Source organism: Comamonas sp. UBA7840, assembly GCF_002501455.1.
GTDB lineage: Bacteria > Pseudomonadota > Gammaproteobacteria > Burkholderiales > Burkholderiaceae_C > Comamonas > Comamonas jiangduensis.
This window is the reverse complement of the sequence record NZ_DLTI01000027.1, coordinates 202,796-219,431: the sequence shown is the minus strand read 5'-3', so window position 1 is coordinate 219,431 and position 16,636 is coordinate 202,796. Positions and strand designations below refer to the sequence as shown.

Sequence of the window (16,636 nt, the reverse complement as noted above, 5' to 3'; positions counted from 1 at the left end):
CTTCAAACGCCCACGCTTATCGGCTGTATCTTGTTAAAGAATACCGTCTGAAATCTCTTTCAAACTTGACTCGCTGCGATCAGCGAAGCTTTGTATTGTAGCACCAATTTCTTGGTATCGATCCAAAAATTTGGAAAGCTTGCTGCCTTTACCCAAAAAACAAGGAGCTTTACGACTCCTTGTTTGATCTGGCGGAAACGGAGGGATTCGAACCCTCGATGAGGCTCTACACCCCATACTCCCTTAGCAGGGGAGCACCTTCGGCCACTCGGTCACGTTTCCGCAATGACGTTATTGTAAGCAGCTTTTTTGGCTGTTTTTGGAAAGTCGCGAATTTTTTTAAATTATTCGCTCTTATCCAAGCCAAATGCCGTGTGCAGCGAGCGCACAGCCAGTTCCAGATACTTCTCATCGATCACAACCGATGTCTTGATCTCAGAGGTGGAGATCATCTGGATATTCACGCCTTCTTGGCTCAGCGCACGGAACATGGTGGACGCCACACCCACGTGGCTGCGCATGCCGATACCAACAATGCTGACCTTGGCGATGTTGGGGTTGCCCACAACTTCCGAAGCACCCAGAGCAGGAGCCACCTTGTCACGCAGCAACTCCAGTGCACGCTGGTAGTCGCCTTGGTTCACGGTGAATGAGAAATCAGTCTTGCCATCCTTGGAGATGTTTTGAATGATGACGTCAACTTCAATATTGGCATCCGCCACAGGACCCAGGATGCCAGCGGCAATACCAGGGGTGTCGGGCACGCCGAGCACGGAGATCTTGGCTTCGCCACGGTTGAATGCGATGCCAGAAACGACGGCCTTTTCCATTTTTTCGTCTTCCTCAAAAGTAATCAGGGTGCCGGACTTGGACTCTTCGGCCAAGTCGATGTCCCATGGCGTGAAGCTGGAGAGCACGCGCATGGGCACTTTGTACTTGCCTGCAAATTCCACCGAGCGGATTTGCAGCACCTTGGAGCCCAGGCTGGCCATCTCCAGCATTTCTTCAAAGCTCACGGTGTTCAGGCGCTTGGCTGCCGGAACTACACGGGGGTCGGTGGTGTACACGCCATCCACATCGGTATAGATCAGGCACTCATCGGCCTTCATCGCCGCCGCCACGGCCACGGCCGAGGTGTCCGAGCCACCTCGACCCAGCGTGGTGATGTGACCTTCAGGGTTGATACCTTGAAAGCCCGTAATCACCACCACACGACCTGCATCCAGGTCTTTGCGTACACGCGCGTCATCGATCGACTCAATGCGTGCTTTGGTGTAGCTGCTGTCGGTGCGCACCGGCACTTGCCAGCCCGCATAACTCACCGCCTCGACACCCTCTGCCTGCAGGGCAATCGCCAGCAGTGCAGAAGATGCTTGCTCGCCGGTGGCGGCCAGCATATCCAGCTCGCGGTAGTAAGAGGTCTGGGCAGCGCTGGGAGCCAGCTCGCTGGCAAGACCCAGCAGACGGTTGGTTTCGCCACTCATGGCGCTGGGCACAACCACCATTTGGTGTCCTGCCCGAGCCCACTTGGCCACACGCTTGGCAACATTGCGAATGCGCTCGGGTGAGCCCATCGAGGTGCCGCCGTATTTATGAACGATCAGTGCCATTGGATATATGGGGTGACGAAACTGCTTGCCACGGCGCTGTTGGATGAAAGGCGTGTTTTGGCGCGCCGCCGGTTTTCGTGCTCAAAAAATTTGGGACCAAAACTCAGGGATTGTACCAACCGAGATTTGCACCTTTTCTTACGGCAAACCCGTAGCCCACTTTCAGATGAATGTGGTGCCCGCGCGTGCGGCAGGCGGCGATCAGTTTCAGCAACTCCTGCAACTGTGCCGCACTGGGAGTGGTTTGGTGAAAGTGCAGCAACCAGTGGCGCAAAACGTTGGCTTGGCGTTCCGTACTCAGTTGCTGCAAGACTTGGATATTAGGGGGCACGCCCACCACCTGCAGATCGGCCTGCGCCAGATCTTGCTGCAATTTTTTGGCGTGCGCGGCATGGGCGCTGCTGCGCGCAAATGTGTCGCGAAACTGCGGAAAAACCTGCTCCAGCACGGGCAGCAACTGCGCGCGGATGCGGTTGCGGGTGTAGCTGGGGTCGGTGTTGGTGGGGTCTTCCACCCATGCGATGTGGTGCGCTTTCAGCCAGGAACGAATGTCTGGTCCACTCACACGCAGCAGTGGTCGGCACCAGTCCATGCCATCGCGCTGCCATTGCGCGGACATGGCTGCCAGGCCTGCCACCCCTGCCCCACGCGACAACGCCAGCAACAAGGTTTCGACCTGGTCGTCGGCATGCTGAGCCAAGGCAATGCTGGCCGCAGGCTGCGCAAAAGCACTGCGCGCTTGCTCCACCAAGGCGCTGTAACGGTGGTGGCGCGCAGCCTCTTCCGGGCTTTGTCCTGCACGGGGCCGCGCATCCACATGCGCCACCGCCAAAGGTACATGCAGTGCGGCGCAGCTGGCGCGGCAATGCGCCGCGAACCCATCGGCAGCAGCTTGCAAGCCATGGTGTACATGGATGGCGACGACCTGCCCCGGCCAGCGCTGCGCGCAGGCATGCAGCAAAACGGTGGAATCTGCGCCACCGCTGTAGGCCACCGCCAGCGGCAATGCAGGCGCAAACACTTGCATCGCCTGATCGACTGAAACCGTCACCTGATTACCTTTAATTTAGGAGCTAGCAGCGCTTATGTAATAAAGATCTCAGCATCAAAAAACATCAAAAATCTTTAAATACAAGCGCTAACAGCTATCAAAAAATGTGGATTCTCCATCAGCTCGCGCACAGCGCCCAACAAAAATGGCCCCGCAGGGCCATTTCAGTGTGATGTAGCGCAGTTTGTCATGCAAACCACACTGCGCTGCGCACGCATTAGCTGGCTTTGGTGTCGGTGAAACGACCGTAGCTTTGCAGACGTTCGTAACGGCGGTCTTGCAGCTCCTGGGGCTTCAAGTCAGACAGTTGGCGCCATGCATCGTTCAGCGCACGCTTGAGCAAGCTGCCCATGTGCTTATGGTCGCGGTGCGCACCACCGACGGGCTCGTTCACAATTTTGTCAACCAAACCCAGCGCCTTCAGGCGGTGGGCAGTGATGCCCATGGCTTCTGCCGCCAACTCTGCCTTCTCGCCGGTCTTCCACAGGATAGAAGCGCAACCTTCGGGGCTGATCACCGAGTACACGGAGTACTGCAGCATCAATACCTGGTCGGCCACCGAAATCGCCAGCGCACCGCCGGAGCCACCTTCGCCAATCACGGTGGTGATAATGGGGGTTTGCAACTGGGCCATTTCGTAGATGTTGCGGCCAATTGCTTCGGACTGGCTGCGCTCTTCCGCATCAATGCCTGGGAAAGCGCCCGGCGTATCTACAAAGGTGAACACGGGCAGCTTGAACTTTTCGGCCGTCTTCATCAGACGCAGCGCCTTGCGATAGCCTTCGGGCTTGGTCATGCCAAAGTTGCGCAGCGCGCGCTCCTTGGTGTCACGACCCTTTTGATGGCCAATCACCATGCAAGGCTGGCCGTTGAAGCGCGCCAAGCCGCCGACAATGGATTTGTCGTCCGCAAAATGGCGGTCACCGTGCATTTCGACAAAGTCGGTAAAGCACTCGCGCACATAGTCCAGCGTGTAAGGGCGCTCAGGGTGGCGCGCAATCTTGGTGATCTGCCAGGGGGTCAGATCACTGTAGATGTCCTTGGTGAGCTGGTTGCTCTTTTTGCTGAGTTGATCGATCTCATCCGAGATATCCACTGCATTTTCCGTCTGCACATAACGCAGTTCTTCGATTTTGGCTTCGAGTTCAGCAATGGGCTGTTCAAAGTCCAGAAAGGTTTTTTTCGCCAAGTTATTTCTCCTTGTCCCGGCCTGCGCGATGGGGCCTAGGAATTATTCAATAGGCCACAGGCTGCGGGTCGAGCGAGCGCCAAATATACCAAGTTGCCACGGTGCACCAGGGCTTCCAAGCCTCAGCAACTTCTCGGGCATCACTGCGGCTCACAGGATCGTCCGAAAAATAGCTCTGGCTAATGCCCTTGAGCAAACCCACGTCATCCAAAGGCAAAACGTTGGGCCGCAGCAGGTAAAAAATCAAGAACATCTCCGCCGTCCAGCGGCCAATGCCACGGATGGCGGTAAGTTCCGCAATGATGGATTCATCGTCCATCTGCGCCCAGCTTTGCACATGCAAACGGTTTTCGGTGAAGTGCAACGCCAGATCGACCAGATAATCCACCTTGCGCGCCGACAGGCCGGCGCCACGCATGTCATCGATTTTCAGCAACAACAATTGCGAGGGTGTGATTTCGGGCAGCAGCGCACTAAAACGCTTCCAAATGGAAGCCGCAGATTTCACCGAAACCTGCTGCCCCACGATGGAGCGCGCCAGTGTAATAAAGGGATCGCCCCGCGTTTGCAAGGCTTCTGCGCTGAACTGGGGAATCAGGCGGCGCATGACCCGGTCTTTTTTGACCAGATGCTTGCATGCTTCAGCCCAGTAAGCAGGCGCATGGGCAGGTGGCAGAGACAACTCTTTGGGAGAGGGAGACATAAAGCAATGCACACTCAGTGTTTACTGAGCGGCCTCCCAGGTGGTGCCTGCAGCCGAGTCTTTGAGCACAATACCCTGCTCCAGCAGCGCCTTGCGAATGCGATCAGCCTCGGCCCAGTTTTTGTCGGCTTTGGCCGCAGCACGGGCAGCAATTTGCGCCTCAATCGCCACCACATCAACGCCTGCCGCACCGGCTTGCAAAAACTTTTGCGCATCGTCTTGCAGCAAACCCAAGCACGCCGCCAAGGCTTTGAGCATGCCCGCCACTTCGGGCGATTGGGTGCGATTGACTTCACCAGCCAAATCAAACAATACGGCCACTGCTTCGGGCGTGCCAAAGTCTTCGTCCATCGCCGCCTTAAAGCGAGCGGCGTAAGGATTACTCCAATCAATCTGCACATCAGCGGGCTGCACCAAGCTCAAGGCGGTGTACAGGCGCTTCAAGGCATTGCGCGCATCGTCCAAATGCACATCTGAATAATTCAGCGGGCTGCGGTAGTGGCTGCGCACCACAAAGAAACGCACGGTTTCCGCGTCGTATTCCTCGAGCACATCGCGGATGGTGAAGAAGTTGCCCAGTGACTTGGACATCTTTTCGTTATCGACATTGATAAAGCCGTTGTGCATCCACATCTGCGCAAACGGCTTGCCGGTCGCGCCCTCGCTTTGTGCGATTTCGTTTTCGTGGTGCGGAAACTGCAAGTCCGCACCACCACCGTGAATATCAAAGCTTTCGCCCAGCATTTCGCAGCCCATGGCCGAGCACTCGATATGCCAGCCAGGGCGGCCTTCACCAAACGGGCTTTGCCATTTCACATCGGCAGGCTCGTCGGCCTTGGCCGATTTCCACAGCACGAAGTCCAGCGGGTCGTGCTTGCCATCGGCCACGGCCACGCGCTCACCCGCATTCAATTCATCCAGCGATTTGCCCGACAACTTGCCGTAGCCGGGGAACTTGCGCACGGCATAGTTCACATCGCCATTGCCCGCTTGGTAGGCCAGGCCTTTTTGCTGCAGCGTGCCAATCATGCGCAGCATTTGGGGCACGTATTCGGTGGCACGCGGCTCGTGGGTGGGGCGCTCAATGCCCAGCGCATCGGCATCCTGGTGCAGCGCGTCGATCATGCGATCGGTCAGGCTGCGGATGGTTTCACCGTTTTCCACGGCGCGCTTGATGATCTTGTCGTCAATATCCGTGATATTGCGCACATAGGTCACACGGTAGCCGCTGGCGCGCAGCCAGCGCTGCACCACGTCGAACGCCACCATGGAGCGGGCGTGGCCCAGATGGCAGAGGTCGTACACGGTCATGCCGCACACATACATGCGCACATGGCCGGGTTCTAGCGGCGAAAACGCTTCCAATGCACGCGACAGCGTGTTGTAGATACGCAAACTCATGGGGTGTCAGAAACGGAAGATTGGGTGGAGCTGCAGCTGCATCAACGGCGCAGCAAAGTCTCCATGTAGCCGGGACAAGGCCTGCGCACACAGGAGCGCCAACGCCAAACGCCAGCACACCCCTCAGCTACAATCTTGCGCAGTATAAGCCCGCCACGCTGGCGGACTCCTGTCGCCCTTGGAAAGCACCTACATGCCCATCACCCTCCGCCCTCGATCCCTGTTGCGCCTGCTGGCTCTGTCTGGTTGTTTGATCGCAGGTGTTGCGCAGGCCGATATGTATGGCGATGTTGCGACGTTGGCCAAGTCGGGCAACACCGCCGAAGCGATTGCCAAGGCCGACCAATACCTCGCCAGCAATCCGCGCGATCCGCAAATGCGTTTCCTCAAGGGCGTGGCCCAATCCAAGGCAGGTGATTGGGCGGCAGCCACCAGCACCTTCCAGGCGCTGATTGAGGAGTATCCCGAGCTGCCGGAGCCATACAACAACCTGGCGGTCATTTACGCCAGCCAAAACCAGTTGAACAAGGCTCGCAGCGCCCTGGAAATGGCAGTGCGCAACAACCCCAACTACGCGGTGGCGCACGAAAACCTGGGAGACATTTATGCCCGTTTGGCGCATGACTCCTACAGTCAGTCCCTCAAACTCAATAGCGCCAATCGCCCATTGCGGCTCAAGTTGACCACGCTGACTGAAATGCTGCAGCCTGCGGCACGTTGATTGAACCTCTGCTGCAGCCCAGACTCCCACAAGCAAAGGCCAGCCACGCTGGCCTTTGACTTTCGTTTTTTTGGATTGCTACATCTCTCAGGAGCCCTGCCATGACCTTGTCCCGCAGAACCGTTTCACTTTCTCTGGCCAGCTTGGTGTTGGCCAGTGTCAGCACTTGGGCCTGCGCCCAAAGCGCTGCCAATCCGCGCGTTAAGTTTGCAACCAGTCAAGGCGAGTTTGTGGTGGAGCTGGAGCCTGCCAAGGCCCCCAAAACCGTGGAAAACTTTTTGCAGTACGTGAATGACAAACACTACGAAGGCACCGTGTTTCACCGCGTGATTGATGGCTTCATGATCCAAGGCGGTGGCTTCACTGCCGACATGCAGCAAAAGCCCACGCGCGCACCGATTCCGCTGGAAGCCAAGAATGGCCTGAAGAACGACCGCTACACCATTGCCATGGCGCGCACCGGCAACCCCAACTCGGCCACCTCGCAGTTCTACATCAACGTTGCCAACAACGACATGCTGAACGCCCCCAACCCCGACGGCCACGGCTACGCCGTATTTGGCAAGGTGGTGCAAGGCCAAGCAGTGATTGACAAAATCCGTACCGTGCCTACAGGCAACCGCGGCATGCACCAGAATGTTCCGGTCTCGGCCGTCACCATTACTTCTGCCACCGTGTTGAAGTGATTACGGCTTGCCGCCTATTTATTTTTCACCCCTTTTTTAGAAAGTTGTCCCATGAGCAACCCTCAAGTTGAACTGCACGTCACCATCAATGTGGCAGACACCGCCACTCAAGGCGTGATCACCCTCGAGCTGGACGCTGTGAATGCCCCCAAGTCGACCGAAAATTTCTTGAATTACGTGAAGAACGACTTCTACAACGGCACCATCTTTCACCGCGTGATCAAGAACTTCATGATCCAAGGTGGCGGCTTCACTGCTGACATGAAGCAAAAGCCCACCAACGACCCCATCGAAAACGAAGCCAAGAACGGCCTGAAGAACGCCAAGTACAGCATCGCCATGGCTCGCACCAGCGACCCACACAGCGCCACAGCACAGTTCTTCATCAACACTGTGGACAACGACTTCCTGAACCACACTGCACCCTCCGCCCAAGGCTGGGGCTATGCCGTGTTTGGCAAGGTGGTCAAGGGTGAAGACATTGTGGATGCCATCAAAAAAGTGCGCACCACCCGCAAGGGCTTCCACGACGACGTGCCTTTTGACACCGTGGTGATCGACAAGGCCGTGGCCCTGTAATTTGCCCCCATGCAACCGTTGAAACTTGCATCGCAAGCAACGGACATGAATTCGACCGTGCCTGCCATGCCCGAGCTGATTGCTCCTGCGCACTGGCACACGGTCGAATTTATTTCCGACCTGCACCTTGACCCCAGCGAGCCCGCCACCGTGCAGGCCTGGCGTGACTATCTGGCCTCTAGCGCGGCAGATGCCATCTTTTTGCTGGGCGATATTTTTGAAGTCTGGGTCGGTGACGATGCCTTGCTAGAACCTGGCAGTTTTGAAGCCGAATGTGGCGCAACCCTAAGTGCAGCAAGCGCGAAGCGCTCCTTGTTTTTCATGGTGGGCAACCGCGACTTCCTGGCCGGTGATGCGTTCTTGCAAGCCACGGGCATGACCGGGCTGGCCGACCCCACCGTGTTGGCGTGGGGCCAGCGCCGCATCGTGTTAAGCCATGGCGATGCCCTGTGCCTAGACGATGTGCAGTACCAGCAATTTCGCAGCCTCAGCCGCTCGGCGGCCTGGCAGCAGCAATTGCTCAGCCAGCCACTGGCAGTACGCCGTGCGATTGGCAAGTCGGCGCGCTCTGAAAGCGAGCAGCGCAAGCAATCGGGCGCGCCGTATGCCGACGCCGATAGCGCCATGGTCAGCGACTGGCTCGAACAAGCCCAGGCGCAATGGCTTATTCATGGCCACACCCACCTCCCCGGAGACCACGCTCTGCCGCCTGATGCCGCAGGCCAAGCACGCGCGCGCATTGTGCTGAGTGACTGGCACATTGACGGCAACTCGCGCCGAGCCGAGGTATTGCGCATCACGCCACAAAGCTGGCAGCGCGTGCCGCTATAGGGTTGTGCCCTCGATGTGGAAAGCACTTTCCGACTGGCTGCGCAGGTGGCGCTTTCGCCCCTTTGGGGCGCCGCCAGAAATCCCCCCGGCGCTGTGGCAGTCGACACTGCAAGCGCTGCCTTTCTTGCAGCAATTGACGGCTACCGAGCAACAGCAATTGAAAGCGCTGTGCGCCCATTTTTTGCAGCGCAAGCAATTCACAGGCGCCCAAGGCCTCGTTATTACCGATGCCATGGCGCTGTCTATCGCGGCGCAGGCCTGCGTCTTGCTGATTCACTGGGGCACGCCCCCTCAGGCGCTGCGCTGGTATGACGACTTTGTCGGCATCATTGTCTACCCCGCAGACATACTGGCACGCCGCCATGTACGTGATGCCGCTGGGGTGGTGCACCACTACCAAGAAACGCTGATGGGCGAGGCCATGGAGCGTGGCCCCATCTCCCTGAGCTGGTCTGCCGTACAGCGCGGCGGGCATGCGCAATGGGGCGTCAACAGCAATGTGGTGATCCATGAGTTTGCACACAAGCTGGACATGGCCAATGGCGGTGTCGATGGTTGCCCACCGCTGCCCGCCGGGTTCCTGGGCTACCACTCGGCTGCACAAGCAAGGCAACACTGGGCCGCTACGTGGCAGGCGGCCTATGCAGATTTTTGCGAAGCGCTGGCCGCCCACCAGCGCTTTGGCCAGCCTGCACCGTGGCTTGACGCCTATGCGGCCACCGATCCGGCCGAGTTTTTTGCCGTAGCCTGCGAAGCATATTGGGTTGCACCCAGCGCATTTGCCCATGCACTGCCCACCCTCACTCCCCTGCTGGATGCACTGTTTCAGCGCCCAGCCCGTGCCACTGCTCCCCAAACAAAAGGCGCCTGAAGGCGCCTTGTCAGTTCAAGTGCATGCACCAGCGATTTATGCGCTGAGCCGCACCCCCGACATTTCGGCCAGCTTGGCCTGATCCATATAGTTCTTCTGCTGTTTCAGCGCCAATATAGGCTGCGCTTGCTGCAGCATGTTGTATATCTCTTCTTTGACGGCCAGTTTCTGTTTTTTCAGGTTCTCAATTTGAACCTGCAGACTGGGCGACTTGCGCTGCACCAGAGCCTCCACCTCGGCATCCAGCGCGCTGTGTTTCTCGCACAAGCGGCTGAAGTTTTTATCGGTAGCGCGCAGCTGCTCGATTTGTTCCTGGTACTGAGTGAACATAAGCTTCCTTTCGTCAACAACAGGTGGGGCAGCTGTGCCCCCCCAGGTGGGCAAATTGATTGTGAAGGCGGTGCAAGCACAAGGCTGTAACAGCCCTACGTGCTTGCGCAGAAATAAAAAAAGCACCCATCGGTGCTTTTCCAGGCTGGCTCAGGGGGCGTCAGCAGCCTCCTGGCGCAGCAGGCTGTAGAGCTGCTCTTTCAAGGCCAGTTTTTGCTTTTTCAGCGCATCAATTTCAATTTGAAAGGCAGGCGAGTGCTTGGACTCCAGTTGCTGCACTTCGTGATCGAGCAGATTGTGTTCCTCAAAAAGACGGCTGAAGTGCCGGTCCGTGGCGCGCAGGTGGGCGATTTGTTCGCGGTACTCAGGAAACATGCTCATCCTTTCTGAAGCTAGGTAGACATCGTCTGCCGGACACCGCCACAAGTCAATGGCGGCACTACCAAGTCATTGTGCGCCCACGATACGGCCAAAGTTTGCGCTATGTAAAAAGTGCATTATTTAGCACGCTAACCCTTGCCCCACCTGCACCAGCAGCTCTTATTTTTCAGACGCACTGGCCTGCTGGGCCAGCCACTGCATGCTGTCTTGCAGCTCTTGCGGATGAATGGTGTGCTGACAAGGGTATTCGCGGTAGCGCAACTCCAGCGGCAGCGTTTGCAAATGGTTGCGAATGGCGTGCGCGCTGACCAGTGGGATGACCTGGTCTTGGGTGCCGTGGCTGATCCAGGCATGGCGATCTTCCAGCGCCGTGGCCGGGGCTTGCAAGGGCAGCACTTCGGGCAGCAAACGGCTGTGCCACACGCAAATGCCGTGCAGCAACGCGGGCTGAGTCAGCAGCAGACTCAAGCTCATGATGCCACCCTGGCTAAAGCCCCCCACAATCACCCGCTCGGCGGGAATGCCCAGCTGGGCGCTGGCAGCAGCCACGGTCTGCGCCACCAAGGCACGGCTGTGCTGTTCTTGGCCTTCGTCAATCTGGCGCGTACCGTCTGCGGCGACCGAGAACATGAACCATGCAAACGCATTCGGCCCCATGGGGTGTGGGGCCTGCAAGCTCAGCACGTGGTATTGCGGCGGTACAACGTCTGACAAGCCAAACAAATCTTGCGCATTGCTGCCCACACCGTGCATCAGCACCAGCAGCCACGGTTGCTGCGCGCCCGCCTGTGCTGGGCGGTACAAGGCATTCAAGGGAAGTTTCAACATCGCGTTATCTTTCTGCAGCCAACCAAGGTGACTGCTGCACCGCTTTAAGGTATTTCAATTTAATAAAAAGTACCTCTAGCGCTTATGCAGCAAGCGCTAGCAGCTATCAATTATTCGTTGTGCAGGGCAAATGCATCCATGGCCAGCATGCCGTACATCACTTCTCGGCTCAGGTAGTGGGGCTTTGCGCCAGCCCCCCCTGCGCCCAAGGCAAAGTACAGCGGCAAAAAGTGCTCATCGGTGGGGTGGGCACGCAGCGCATGGGGGGCGCGTTGCTGCCAGTCCAGCAGCGTATCGATCTGGCCCGCTTGCAATTGCATTTCTACCCAACGGCTAAATTCCACCACGTAGTCGGCCGCCTGCTGCTGCCCGCCAAAAAATTCGCGCAGGTTGTGCGTCATGCTACCGCTGCCAATGATGAGCACGCCTTGCGCGCGCAGGCTCTGCAGGGCCTGGCCCAGGGCGTACACCGCGTGGGCATCAGCGCCCACGGGCAACGCCACCTGCACCACAGGCACATCGGCCTGCGGAAACAGGTGCATCAGTGGCACCCATGCACCGTGATCCAAGGGGCGGCGCACATCGGCTTCTGCGGCAATACCTGCTTGCTGCAAAGCCCCCAGCACATCCTGCGCCAAAGCCGGCGCGCCTGAGGCGGGGTACTGCAAGGTGTACAGCTGTGGGGGGAAACCACCAAAATCGTGCCAGGTCTCAGGCTGCGGGTTGCTCATCACCCACACGCCACGCGCCATCCAGTGCGGTGACATGATGACCACCCCGCGCAGCTGCGGATAGCGCGCCCGCAGGTCTTGGCCCCAGTGGGTAAGCGCTGGCCCGGTGTCACCGGCTTCCAAGGCAAACATGGGTGAGCCGTGCGACACAAACAGCACCGGCAGAGATGCAGGGTTGGACGAGGCAGACGAAGCAGGCAGCGAGGATGAAGCAATGTGGGTCATGCAGGCTATCTTAGGCCGTCCCACCAAGAAAACTAGTTAGCCCGACAAGCACTCACTGTCTCAAATATCAAACCAATCTACCCTCCAAGCCCCTTACCAATCCACTTTACCGCGCAACGCCTTGGTGACTCCGGCGCGCTTTTTGCCCTCTACGCGCCGTTTTTGCGAGGCTCTGGTGGGTTTGGTGGCTTTGCGGGCCTTGGGCACATAGGCAGCTTGCGCAATCAGGGCGTGCAGCCGCTGCATGGCGTCTTGCAAGTTCAGCTCTTGCGTGCGGTGGCTTTGCGCTTTGATGACCACCACGCCGTCTTGGGTGATGCGCTGGTCAGCGCATGCCAGCAACTGCGCTTTCAGTTCATCGGGCAATGACGAGGCCGGTACATCGAAACGCAAATGCACGGCGCTGGAGACTTTGTTGACGTTTTGCCCGCCCGCACCTTGGGCGCGCACCGCCGTCCAAGTGACTTCTGCAGGCTCCAGTTTCCAGCGCATGGGGGCTTAGGCCGCCAGCAAAGGCAGCAGCGCTGCGTGAAATGCGGCAGGACTTTCGTACTGCACCCAGTGGCCTGCACCTGCAATGCGCTGCATGCCTTGCCAATGGCGGGCATGGGCAGCCATCAAACGCTCCACCTCATCCAACGTACCGGGGTACAGCGCATCGCAGGCGCCATAAATGGCCGCCACCGGGCATTCCACCTGCGCCAGTGCGCGCACCAGCACATCGGTGCTGGAGATGCGGCGGCGCGGCAGCTGATCGCGCTGCACATTCGCCACATGCAGCGCGACGGTGTTGCGGTCAATCGCTGTGCGGTCATGCAGCATCAGCTCACCCAAATTGAACACATGGTTGCGCAACTGCTCGCGTGGCTCAGACAGATGACGCCAGCCCTTGAGGCGGAATGGGTGCTTGTTTGTCAGCCCGATCCCCGGGGCACCCACCACCACTAATTGCTGTACCAGATGCGGATAAGCGGCAGCCAGCATGCATGCTGTCATCCCGCCAAATGAAAAACCTATAAGACGTACAGTTTGCAGCGGGAAAAGTGCTTGCAGCATATCGGCCAGCACGGGCAGCATGCCGTCGGCATCCACCACGCCCGGCGGCACGTCCGAGGCGCCAAAGCCCGGCAAATCCACGGCCCACACGTCATGCCCCGCCTCCAGCTGCGGGCCGATGCTGCGCACCCAATGCGTCCAGCTGCCACTGCCACCGTGCAACAGCACCAGCGGTGCCAAGCCATTGGGCTGCGCAGGCACCCAGTGGTGCAGCACTGTGCTTCCCCCTGCGTGGGCATGCGCGATGCGCTTCGCCCTCGCTTGCCAGTCCAACACTTCGGTGCTTTGCACCCGCCCTGCAGCCATCTCGGCATCGCCTGCTGCATCGGCAGGCCACGGCAATGCCACTGTTTCTACGTCGTCACTCACCTGCTTGCTCCCTGTTTCACGCTGCGTGGCGCAGCATCACCATTGCGCCACGGCATCCACCGCCAGCGCATAACCGGGCACTCCCAGGCCACAGACCACTGCACGCGCTACGAGTGACAGGTAAGAGTGGTGGCGGAATGCCTCGCGCGCATGCACATTGCTGATGTGCAACTCCAGCAGCGGCACGCCCGTGCCTTTCACGGCATCCATCAAGGCAATGCTGGTGTGGGTGTAGGCGCCGGCGTTGAAGATCAGACCCGCCAATTCGCCTTGGGCATAAAGCTGGCCCGCCTCATGGATCCAGTCAATCAGTTGCCCCTCATGGTTGCTCTGGTGAAACCGCAGCGCCAAACCGTGGCGCGCAGCCGCCTGCGCGCACAGGTTTTGCACATCCGTCAGTGTTTGCGCGCCATACACCGCGGGTTCACGCGTACCCAGCAGGTTCAAGTTAGGGCCATTCAAGACAAATACGGTTTTCGTCATTGCAGCAACTCTTAGAAACAACAAGAGCCGCGATTATGCGGCTCTTGTAAGGGGCGATCTCAGGCCACCCACGCCCAGCGATCAATCATCGTCGTAATCGCGGTAGTGGTGCTTGTGATAGCGCTTGTACTCTTTGCGGTATTGTTTATAGGACTTTTTATGGTGGTGCGGCGGTGGCCCCCAATACCCTATCGCGGCCGGAGGCGGGTAATAAGCAACTGGCGGGGGAACCGGGTGGTAGTAATGCACACGGGGCGGTGGGGGCGGCGGTGGCATCACGTAAACCGGTGCTCCCGGTACATGAATACCCACGGAAATCCCCACATTTCCGGCGTGTGCACTGCCTGTTGACACAGCGGCCAACACGCCCAAGGCTGCCAAGCCGTGCGTCGCCCATTGGCGCATGGAAGTCAGGGCAAGGTTCATGTGGCGGTGTCCTTTCGTCGTTGTAGTTGCTGACTTAACGCCTGAGGGTAGGCCCAGGATGTCAAGCAAAGGGTAAAAGCTTGTATCGAATGGCAGAGGTTGCAACACCCGCAGTGCCTGCCCTTTGTTGCGAGGCGACCTACAATCGGTGGGATATGAGCACACCCGCCAACACCCACAACGAAAATGCAGAAGTGGTCAAACCCACCAACTTCCTGCGCCAAATCATTGAAGCCGACTTGGACAAAGGCACCCACGCCAGTCGCCATTGGGGCGGTACACCTGGAGATGCACAGCACCACCAGCAAGGCCAGGTGGACGTAGCCAAGATCCGCACCCGCTTCCCCCCCGAGCCCAATGGCTACCTGCACGTGGGCCATGCCAAGTCCATCTGCCTGAACTTCGGCCTGGCCAAGGACTATGGCGGTGTGTGCCACCTGCGCTTTGACGACACCAACCCCGAAAAGGAAGACCAAGAGTACGTGGATAGCATCAAGGATGCCGTCCAGTGGCTGGGCTTCGACTGGCAAGGTGCGAATGGCGAGAGCCACCTGTATTACGCCAGCAACTACTTCGACTTCATGTACCGCGCCGCCGTGTACCTTATCGAGCAGGGCCTGGCCTATGTGGACGAGCAATCCGCCGAAGACATGAAGGCCAACCGTGGCGACTTCACCCGCCCCGGCGTGAACAGCCCGTTCCGCGACCGCAGCGTGGCCGAGAACCTGCAGCGCTTCGCCGACATGAAAAACGGCCAGCTGGCCGACGGTGCCGCCGTGCTGCGTGCCAAGATCGACATGGCTGCGCCCAACATCAACCTGCGCGACCCCGCCATCTACCGCGTGCGCCATGCCGAGCACCACAACACCGGCAACCAGTGGTGCATCTACCCGATGTACACCTTCGCCCACCCCATCGAGGACGCGCTGGAGCACATCACCCACAGCATTTGCACGCTGGAATTTGAAGACCAGCGCCCCTTCTACGACTGGCTGCTGGACCACCTGCGCGAAGGTGGCCTGATTGCCGCACCCCAGCCGCGCCAGTACGAGTTCTCGCGCCTGAACCTCACTTATGTGATCACCAGCAAGCGCAAGCTCAAGCACCTGGTGGACAACCAGTTCGTGGTCGGCTGGGACGACCCGCGCATGCCCACCATCGTCGGCCTGCGCCGCCGTGGCTACACCCCTGCGTCCATCCGCAATTTCTGCGAACGCATCGGTGTGACCAAGGACTACAGCTGGATCGACTACGCCACGCTGGATGGCTGCCTGCGCGAAGACTTGGAAAACCAGGCCCACCGCGCCATGGTAGTGCTGGACCCTGTGAAGCTGGAGCTGACCAACTGGGCCGAGGTGTTCGGCGATGCCGCGCACCTGGAAGCCTGCAGCCTGCCCGCCCTGCCCCACCACGCCGAAGGCGCAACCGTGCCTGAGCGCCACTTCACCCTGGGCCGTGAAGTGTGGATCGAGCGCGAGGACTTTGCCGAAGTGCCCCCCAAGGGCTACAAGCGCCTTTTCCCCGGCAACAAGGTGCGCCTGAAGGGTGGCTATGTGATCGAGTGCACGGGCTGCGCAAAGGATGCCGACGGCACCATCACCAAGGTGCTGGCCACCGTGGTGCCCGACACCAAGAGCGGCACCCCCGGCGCCGACGCAGTCAAGGTCAAGGCGGCCATCACCTGGGTGGGCGTGGCCGACGGCCTGCAAGCCGAAGTGCGCCTGTACGACCGCCTGTTCACCGATGCGCAGCCCGATGCGGGCGGCAAGGACTTCCTGGCCCTGCTGAACCCCGACAGCCTGAAGGTAGTAACTGCCTATGTTGAACCGTCGCTGAAAACCGCCCAGGCGGATGACAAGTTCCAGTTCGAGCGTTTTGGCTACTTTGTGGCAGACCGCAAAGACCACAGTGCGGCCAAGCCCGTGTTCAACAAGATCACCGGCTTGAAGGATTCGTGGGGCAAATAAAGCACTAAGCGCTTGTCCCTCAACCCCAAAGGCTGCTGCAAAGCAGCCTTTTTTGCGTGTGCCAACGCACTGCGCAGCACCCAAGGCTTATTCATAGAGTTTCATAAACCTTGTGTAGCTACACAAGCTCATGGTGAAGGGCGTGCTTATACGCAAGTATTTGTAAGAAAAATGCAGGCTAGCGCTTGTGCTTGTTAC

19 protein-coding genes and 1 tRNA gene are annotated in these 16,636 nt (G+C 58.9%); 6 read left to right on the top strand and 14 right to left on the bottom strand.

The features are described from left to right. Positions 1-189 precede the first annotated feature (189 nt). From B3R00_RS11580 to cysS, 6 genes are all read right to left on the bottom strand, one after another. A tRNA-Ser gene (locus tag B3R00_RS11580) sits at positions 190-282 on the bottom strand. A gap of 62 nt (positions 283-344) precedes the next feature. Next, the gene (locus B3R00_RS11575; protein ID WP_286999132.1) at positions 345-1,610 is read right to left on the bottom strand and encodes an aspartate kinase; all 1,266 of its coding nucleotides are present in this window, start codon (positions 1,608-1,610) and stop codon (positions 345-347) included. Positions 1,611-1,713: 103 nt separating this feature from the next. Next, positions 1,714-2,661 carry a tRNA lysidine(34) synthetase TilS gene (gene tilS / locus B3R00_RS11570; RefSeq protein WP_286999131.1) on the bottom strand — a complete coding sequence of 316 codons (948 nt, stop codon included), beginning with the start codon at positions 2,659-2,661 and terminating at the stop codon, positions 1,714-1,716. 217 nt (positions 2,662-2,878) lie between these two features. Further along, a complete protein-coding gene (locus tag B3R00_RS11565; RefSeq protein ID WP_219164188.1) occupies positions 2,879-3,850 on the bottom strand; it encodes an acetyl-CoA carboxylase carboxyltransferase subunit alpha in 972 nt (323 codons plus the stop codon). A gap of 46 nt (positions 3,851-3,896) precedes the next feature. Beyond that, a complete protein-coding gene (locus B3R00_RS11560; RefSeq protein WP_286999130.1) occupies positions 3,897-4,553 on the bottom strand; it encodes a DNA-3-methyladenine glycosylase family protein in 657 nt (218 codons plus the stop codon). Between the two features lie 21 nt (positions 4,554-4,574). Next, on the bottom strand, positions 4,575-5,954 hold the full coding sequence (gene cysS / locus B3R00_RS11555; RefSeq protein ID WP_286999129.1) for a cysteine--tRNA ligase: 1,380 nt from the start codon (positions 5,952-5,954) through the stop codon (positions 4,575-4,577). A 193-nt stretch (positions 5,955-6,147) separates the two neighbouring features. Between cysS and B3R00_RS11550 the strand changes: the two genes are divergently transcribed. The 5 genes from B3R00_RS11550 (at position 6,148) to B3R00_RS11530 (ending at position 9,642) form a co-directional block, all read left to right on the top strand. After that, a complete protein-coding gene (locus B3R00_RS11550; protein ID WP_286999128.1) occupies positions 6,148-6,675 on the top strand; it encodes a tetratricopeptide repeat protein in 528 nt (175 codons plus the stop codon). 101 nt (positions 6,676-6,776) lie between these two features. Then, a complete protein-coding gene (locus B3R00_RS11545) occupies positions 6,777-7,361 on the top strand; it encodes a peptidylprolyl isomerase (RefSeq protein ID WP_286999127.1) in 585 nt (194 codons plus the stop codon). Positions 7,362-7,412: 51 nt separating this feature from the next. Further along, positions 7,413-7,940: a peptidylprolyl isomerase gene (locus B3R00_RS11540; protein ID WP_174862559.1), complete on the top strand. Its 528-nt coding sequence runs from the start codon at positions 7,413-7,415 to the stop codon at positions 7,938-7,940. A 45-nt stretch (positions 7,941-7,985) separates the two neighbouring features. Beyond that, the gene (locus tag B3R00_RS11535; protein WP_286999144.1) at positions 7,986-8,771 is read left to right on the top strand and encodes a UDP-2,3-diacylglucosamine diphosphatase; all 786 of its coding nucleotides are present in this window, start codon (positions 7,986-7,988) and stop codon (positions 8,769-8,771) included. 13 nt (positions 8,772-8,784) lie between these two features. After that, on the top strand, positions 8,785-9,642 hold the full coding sequence (locus tag B3R00_RS11530) for a zinc-dependent peptidase (protein ID WP_286999126.1): 858 nt from the start codon (positions 8,785-8,787) through the stop codon (positions 9,640-9,642). Between the two features lie 36 nt (positions 9,643-9,678). Here B3R00_RS11530 and B3R00_RS11525 read toward each other — a convergent pair whose 3' ends face one another. The 8 genes from B3R00_RS11525 to B3R00_RS11490 all read right to left on the bottom strand — a co-directional run bounded on the left by B3R00_RS11525 (position 9,679) and on the right by B3R00_RS11490 (position 14,471). Continuing rightward, positions 9,679-9,972 carry a YdcH family protein gene (locus B3R00_RS11525; RefSeq protein ID WP_286999125.1) on the bottom strand — a complete coding sequence of 98 codons (294 nt, stop codon included), beginning with the start codon at positions 9,970-9,972 and terminating at the stop codon, positions 9,679-9,681. A 150-nt stretch (positions 9,973-10,122) separates the two neighbouring features. Further along, positions 10,123-10,353 carry a YdcH family protein gene (locus tag B3R00_RS11520; RefSeq protein WP_312425927.1) on the bottom strand — a complete coding sequence of 77 codons (231 nt, stop codon included), beginning with the start codon at positions 10,351-10,353 and terminating at the stop codon, positions 10,123-10,125. A gap of 159 nt (positions 10,354-10,512) precedes the next feature. Beyond that, on the bottom strand, positions 10,513-11,181 hold the full coding sequence (locus B3R00_RS11515) for an alpha/beta hydrolase (protein WP_286999124.1): 669 nt from the start codon (positions 11,179-11,181) through the stop codon (positions 10,513-10,515). A 110-nt stretch (positions 11,182-11,291) separates the two neighbouring features. Further along, entirely contained in the window at positions 11,292-12,137 is an 846-nt protein-coding gene (locus B3R00_RS11510) for a DODA-type extradiol aromatic ring-opening family dioxygenase (protein WP_286999123.1), read from the bottom strand. A gap of 93 nt (positions 12,138-12,230) precedes the next feature. Continuing rightward, positions 12,231-12,629 carry an alternative ribosome rescue aminoacyl-tRNA hydrolase ArfB gene (gene arfB / locus B3R00_RS11505; protein WP_286999122.1) on the bottom strand — a complete coding sequence of 133 codons (399 nt, stop codon included), beginning with the start codon at positions 12,627-12,629 and terminating at the stop codon, positions 12,231-12,233. Between the two features lie 6 nt (positions 12,630-12,635). Continuing rightward, positions 12,636-13,562, bottom strand: a complete 927-nt coding sequence (locus tag B3R00_RS11500) for an alpha/beta fold hydrolase (protein ID WP_286999121.1) — start codon at positions 13,560-13,562, stop codon at positions 12,636-12,638. 36 nt (positions 13,563-13,598) lie between these two features. After that, the gene (gene aroQ / locus B3R00_RS11495; protein ID WP_286999120.1) at positions 13,599-14,045 is read right to left on the bottom strand and encodes a type II 3-dehydroquinate dehydratase; all 447 of its coding nucleotides are present in this window, start codon (positions 14,043-14,045) and stop codon (positions 13,599-13,601) included. 81 nt (positions 14,046-14,126) lie between these two features. Then, a complete protein-coding gene (locus B3R00_RS11490; RefSeq protein ID WP_286999119.1) occupies positions 14,127-14,471 on the bottom strand; it encodes a hypothetical protein in 345 nt (114 codons plus the stop codon). Between the two features lie 155 nt (positions 14,472-14,626). Between B3R00_RS11490 and B3R00_RS11485 the strand changes: the two genes are divergently transcribed. Then, entirely contained in the window at positions 14,627-16,438 is a 1,812-nt protein-coding gene (locus tag B3R00_RS11485) for a glutamine--tRNA ligase/YqeY domain fusion protein (RefSeq protein WP_286999118.1), read from the top strand. The last annotated feature ends 198 nt before the right edge of the window (positions 16,439-16,636 follow it).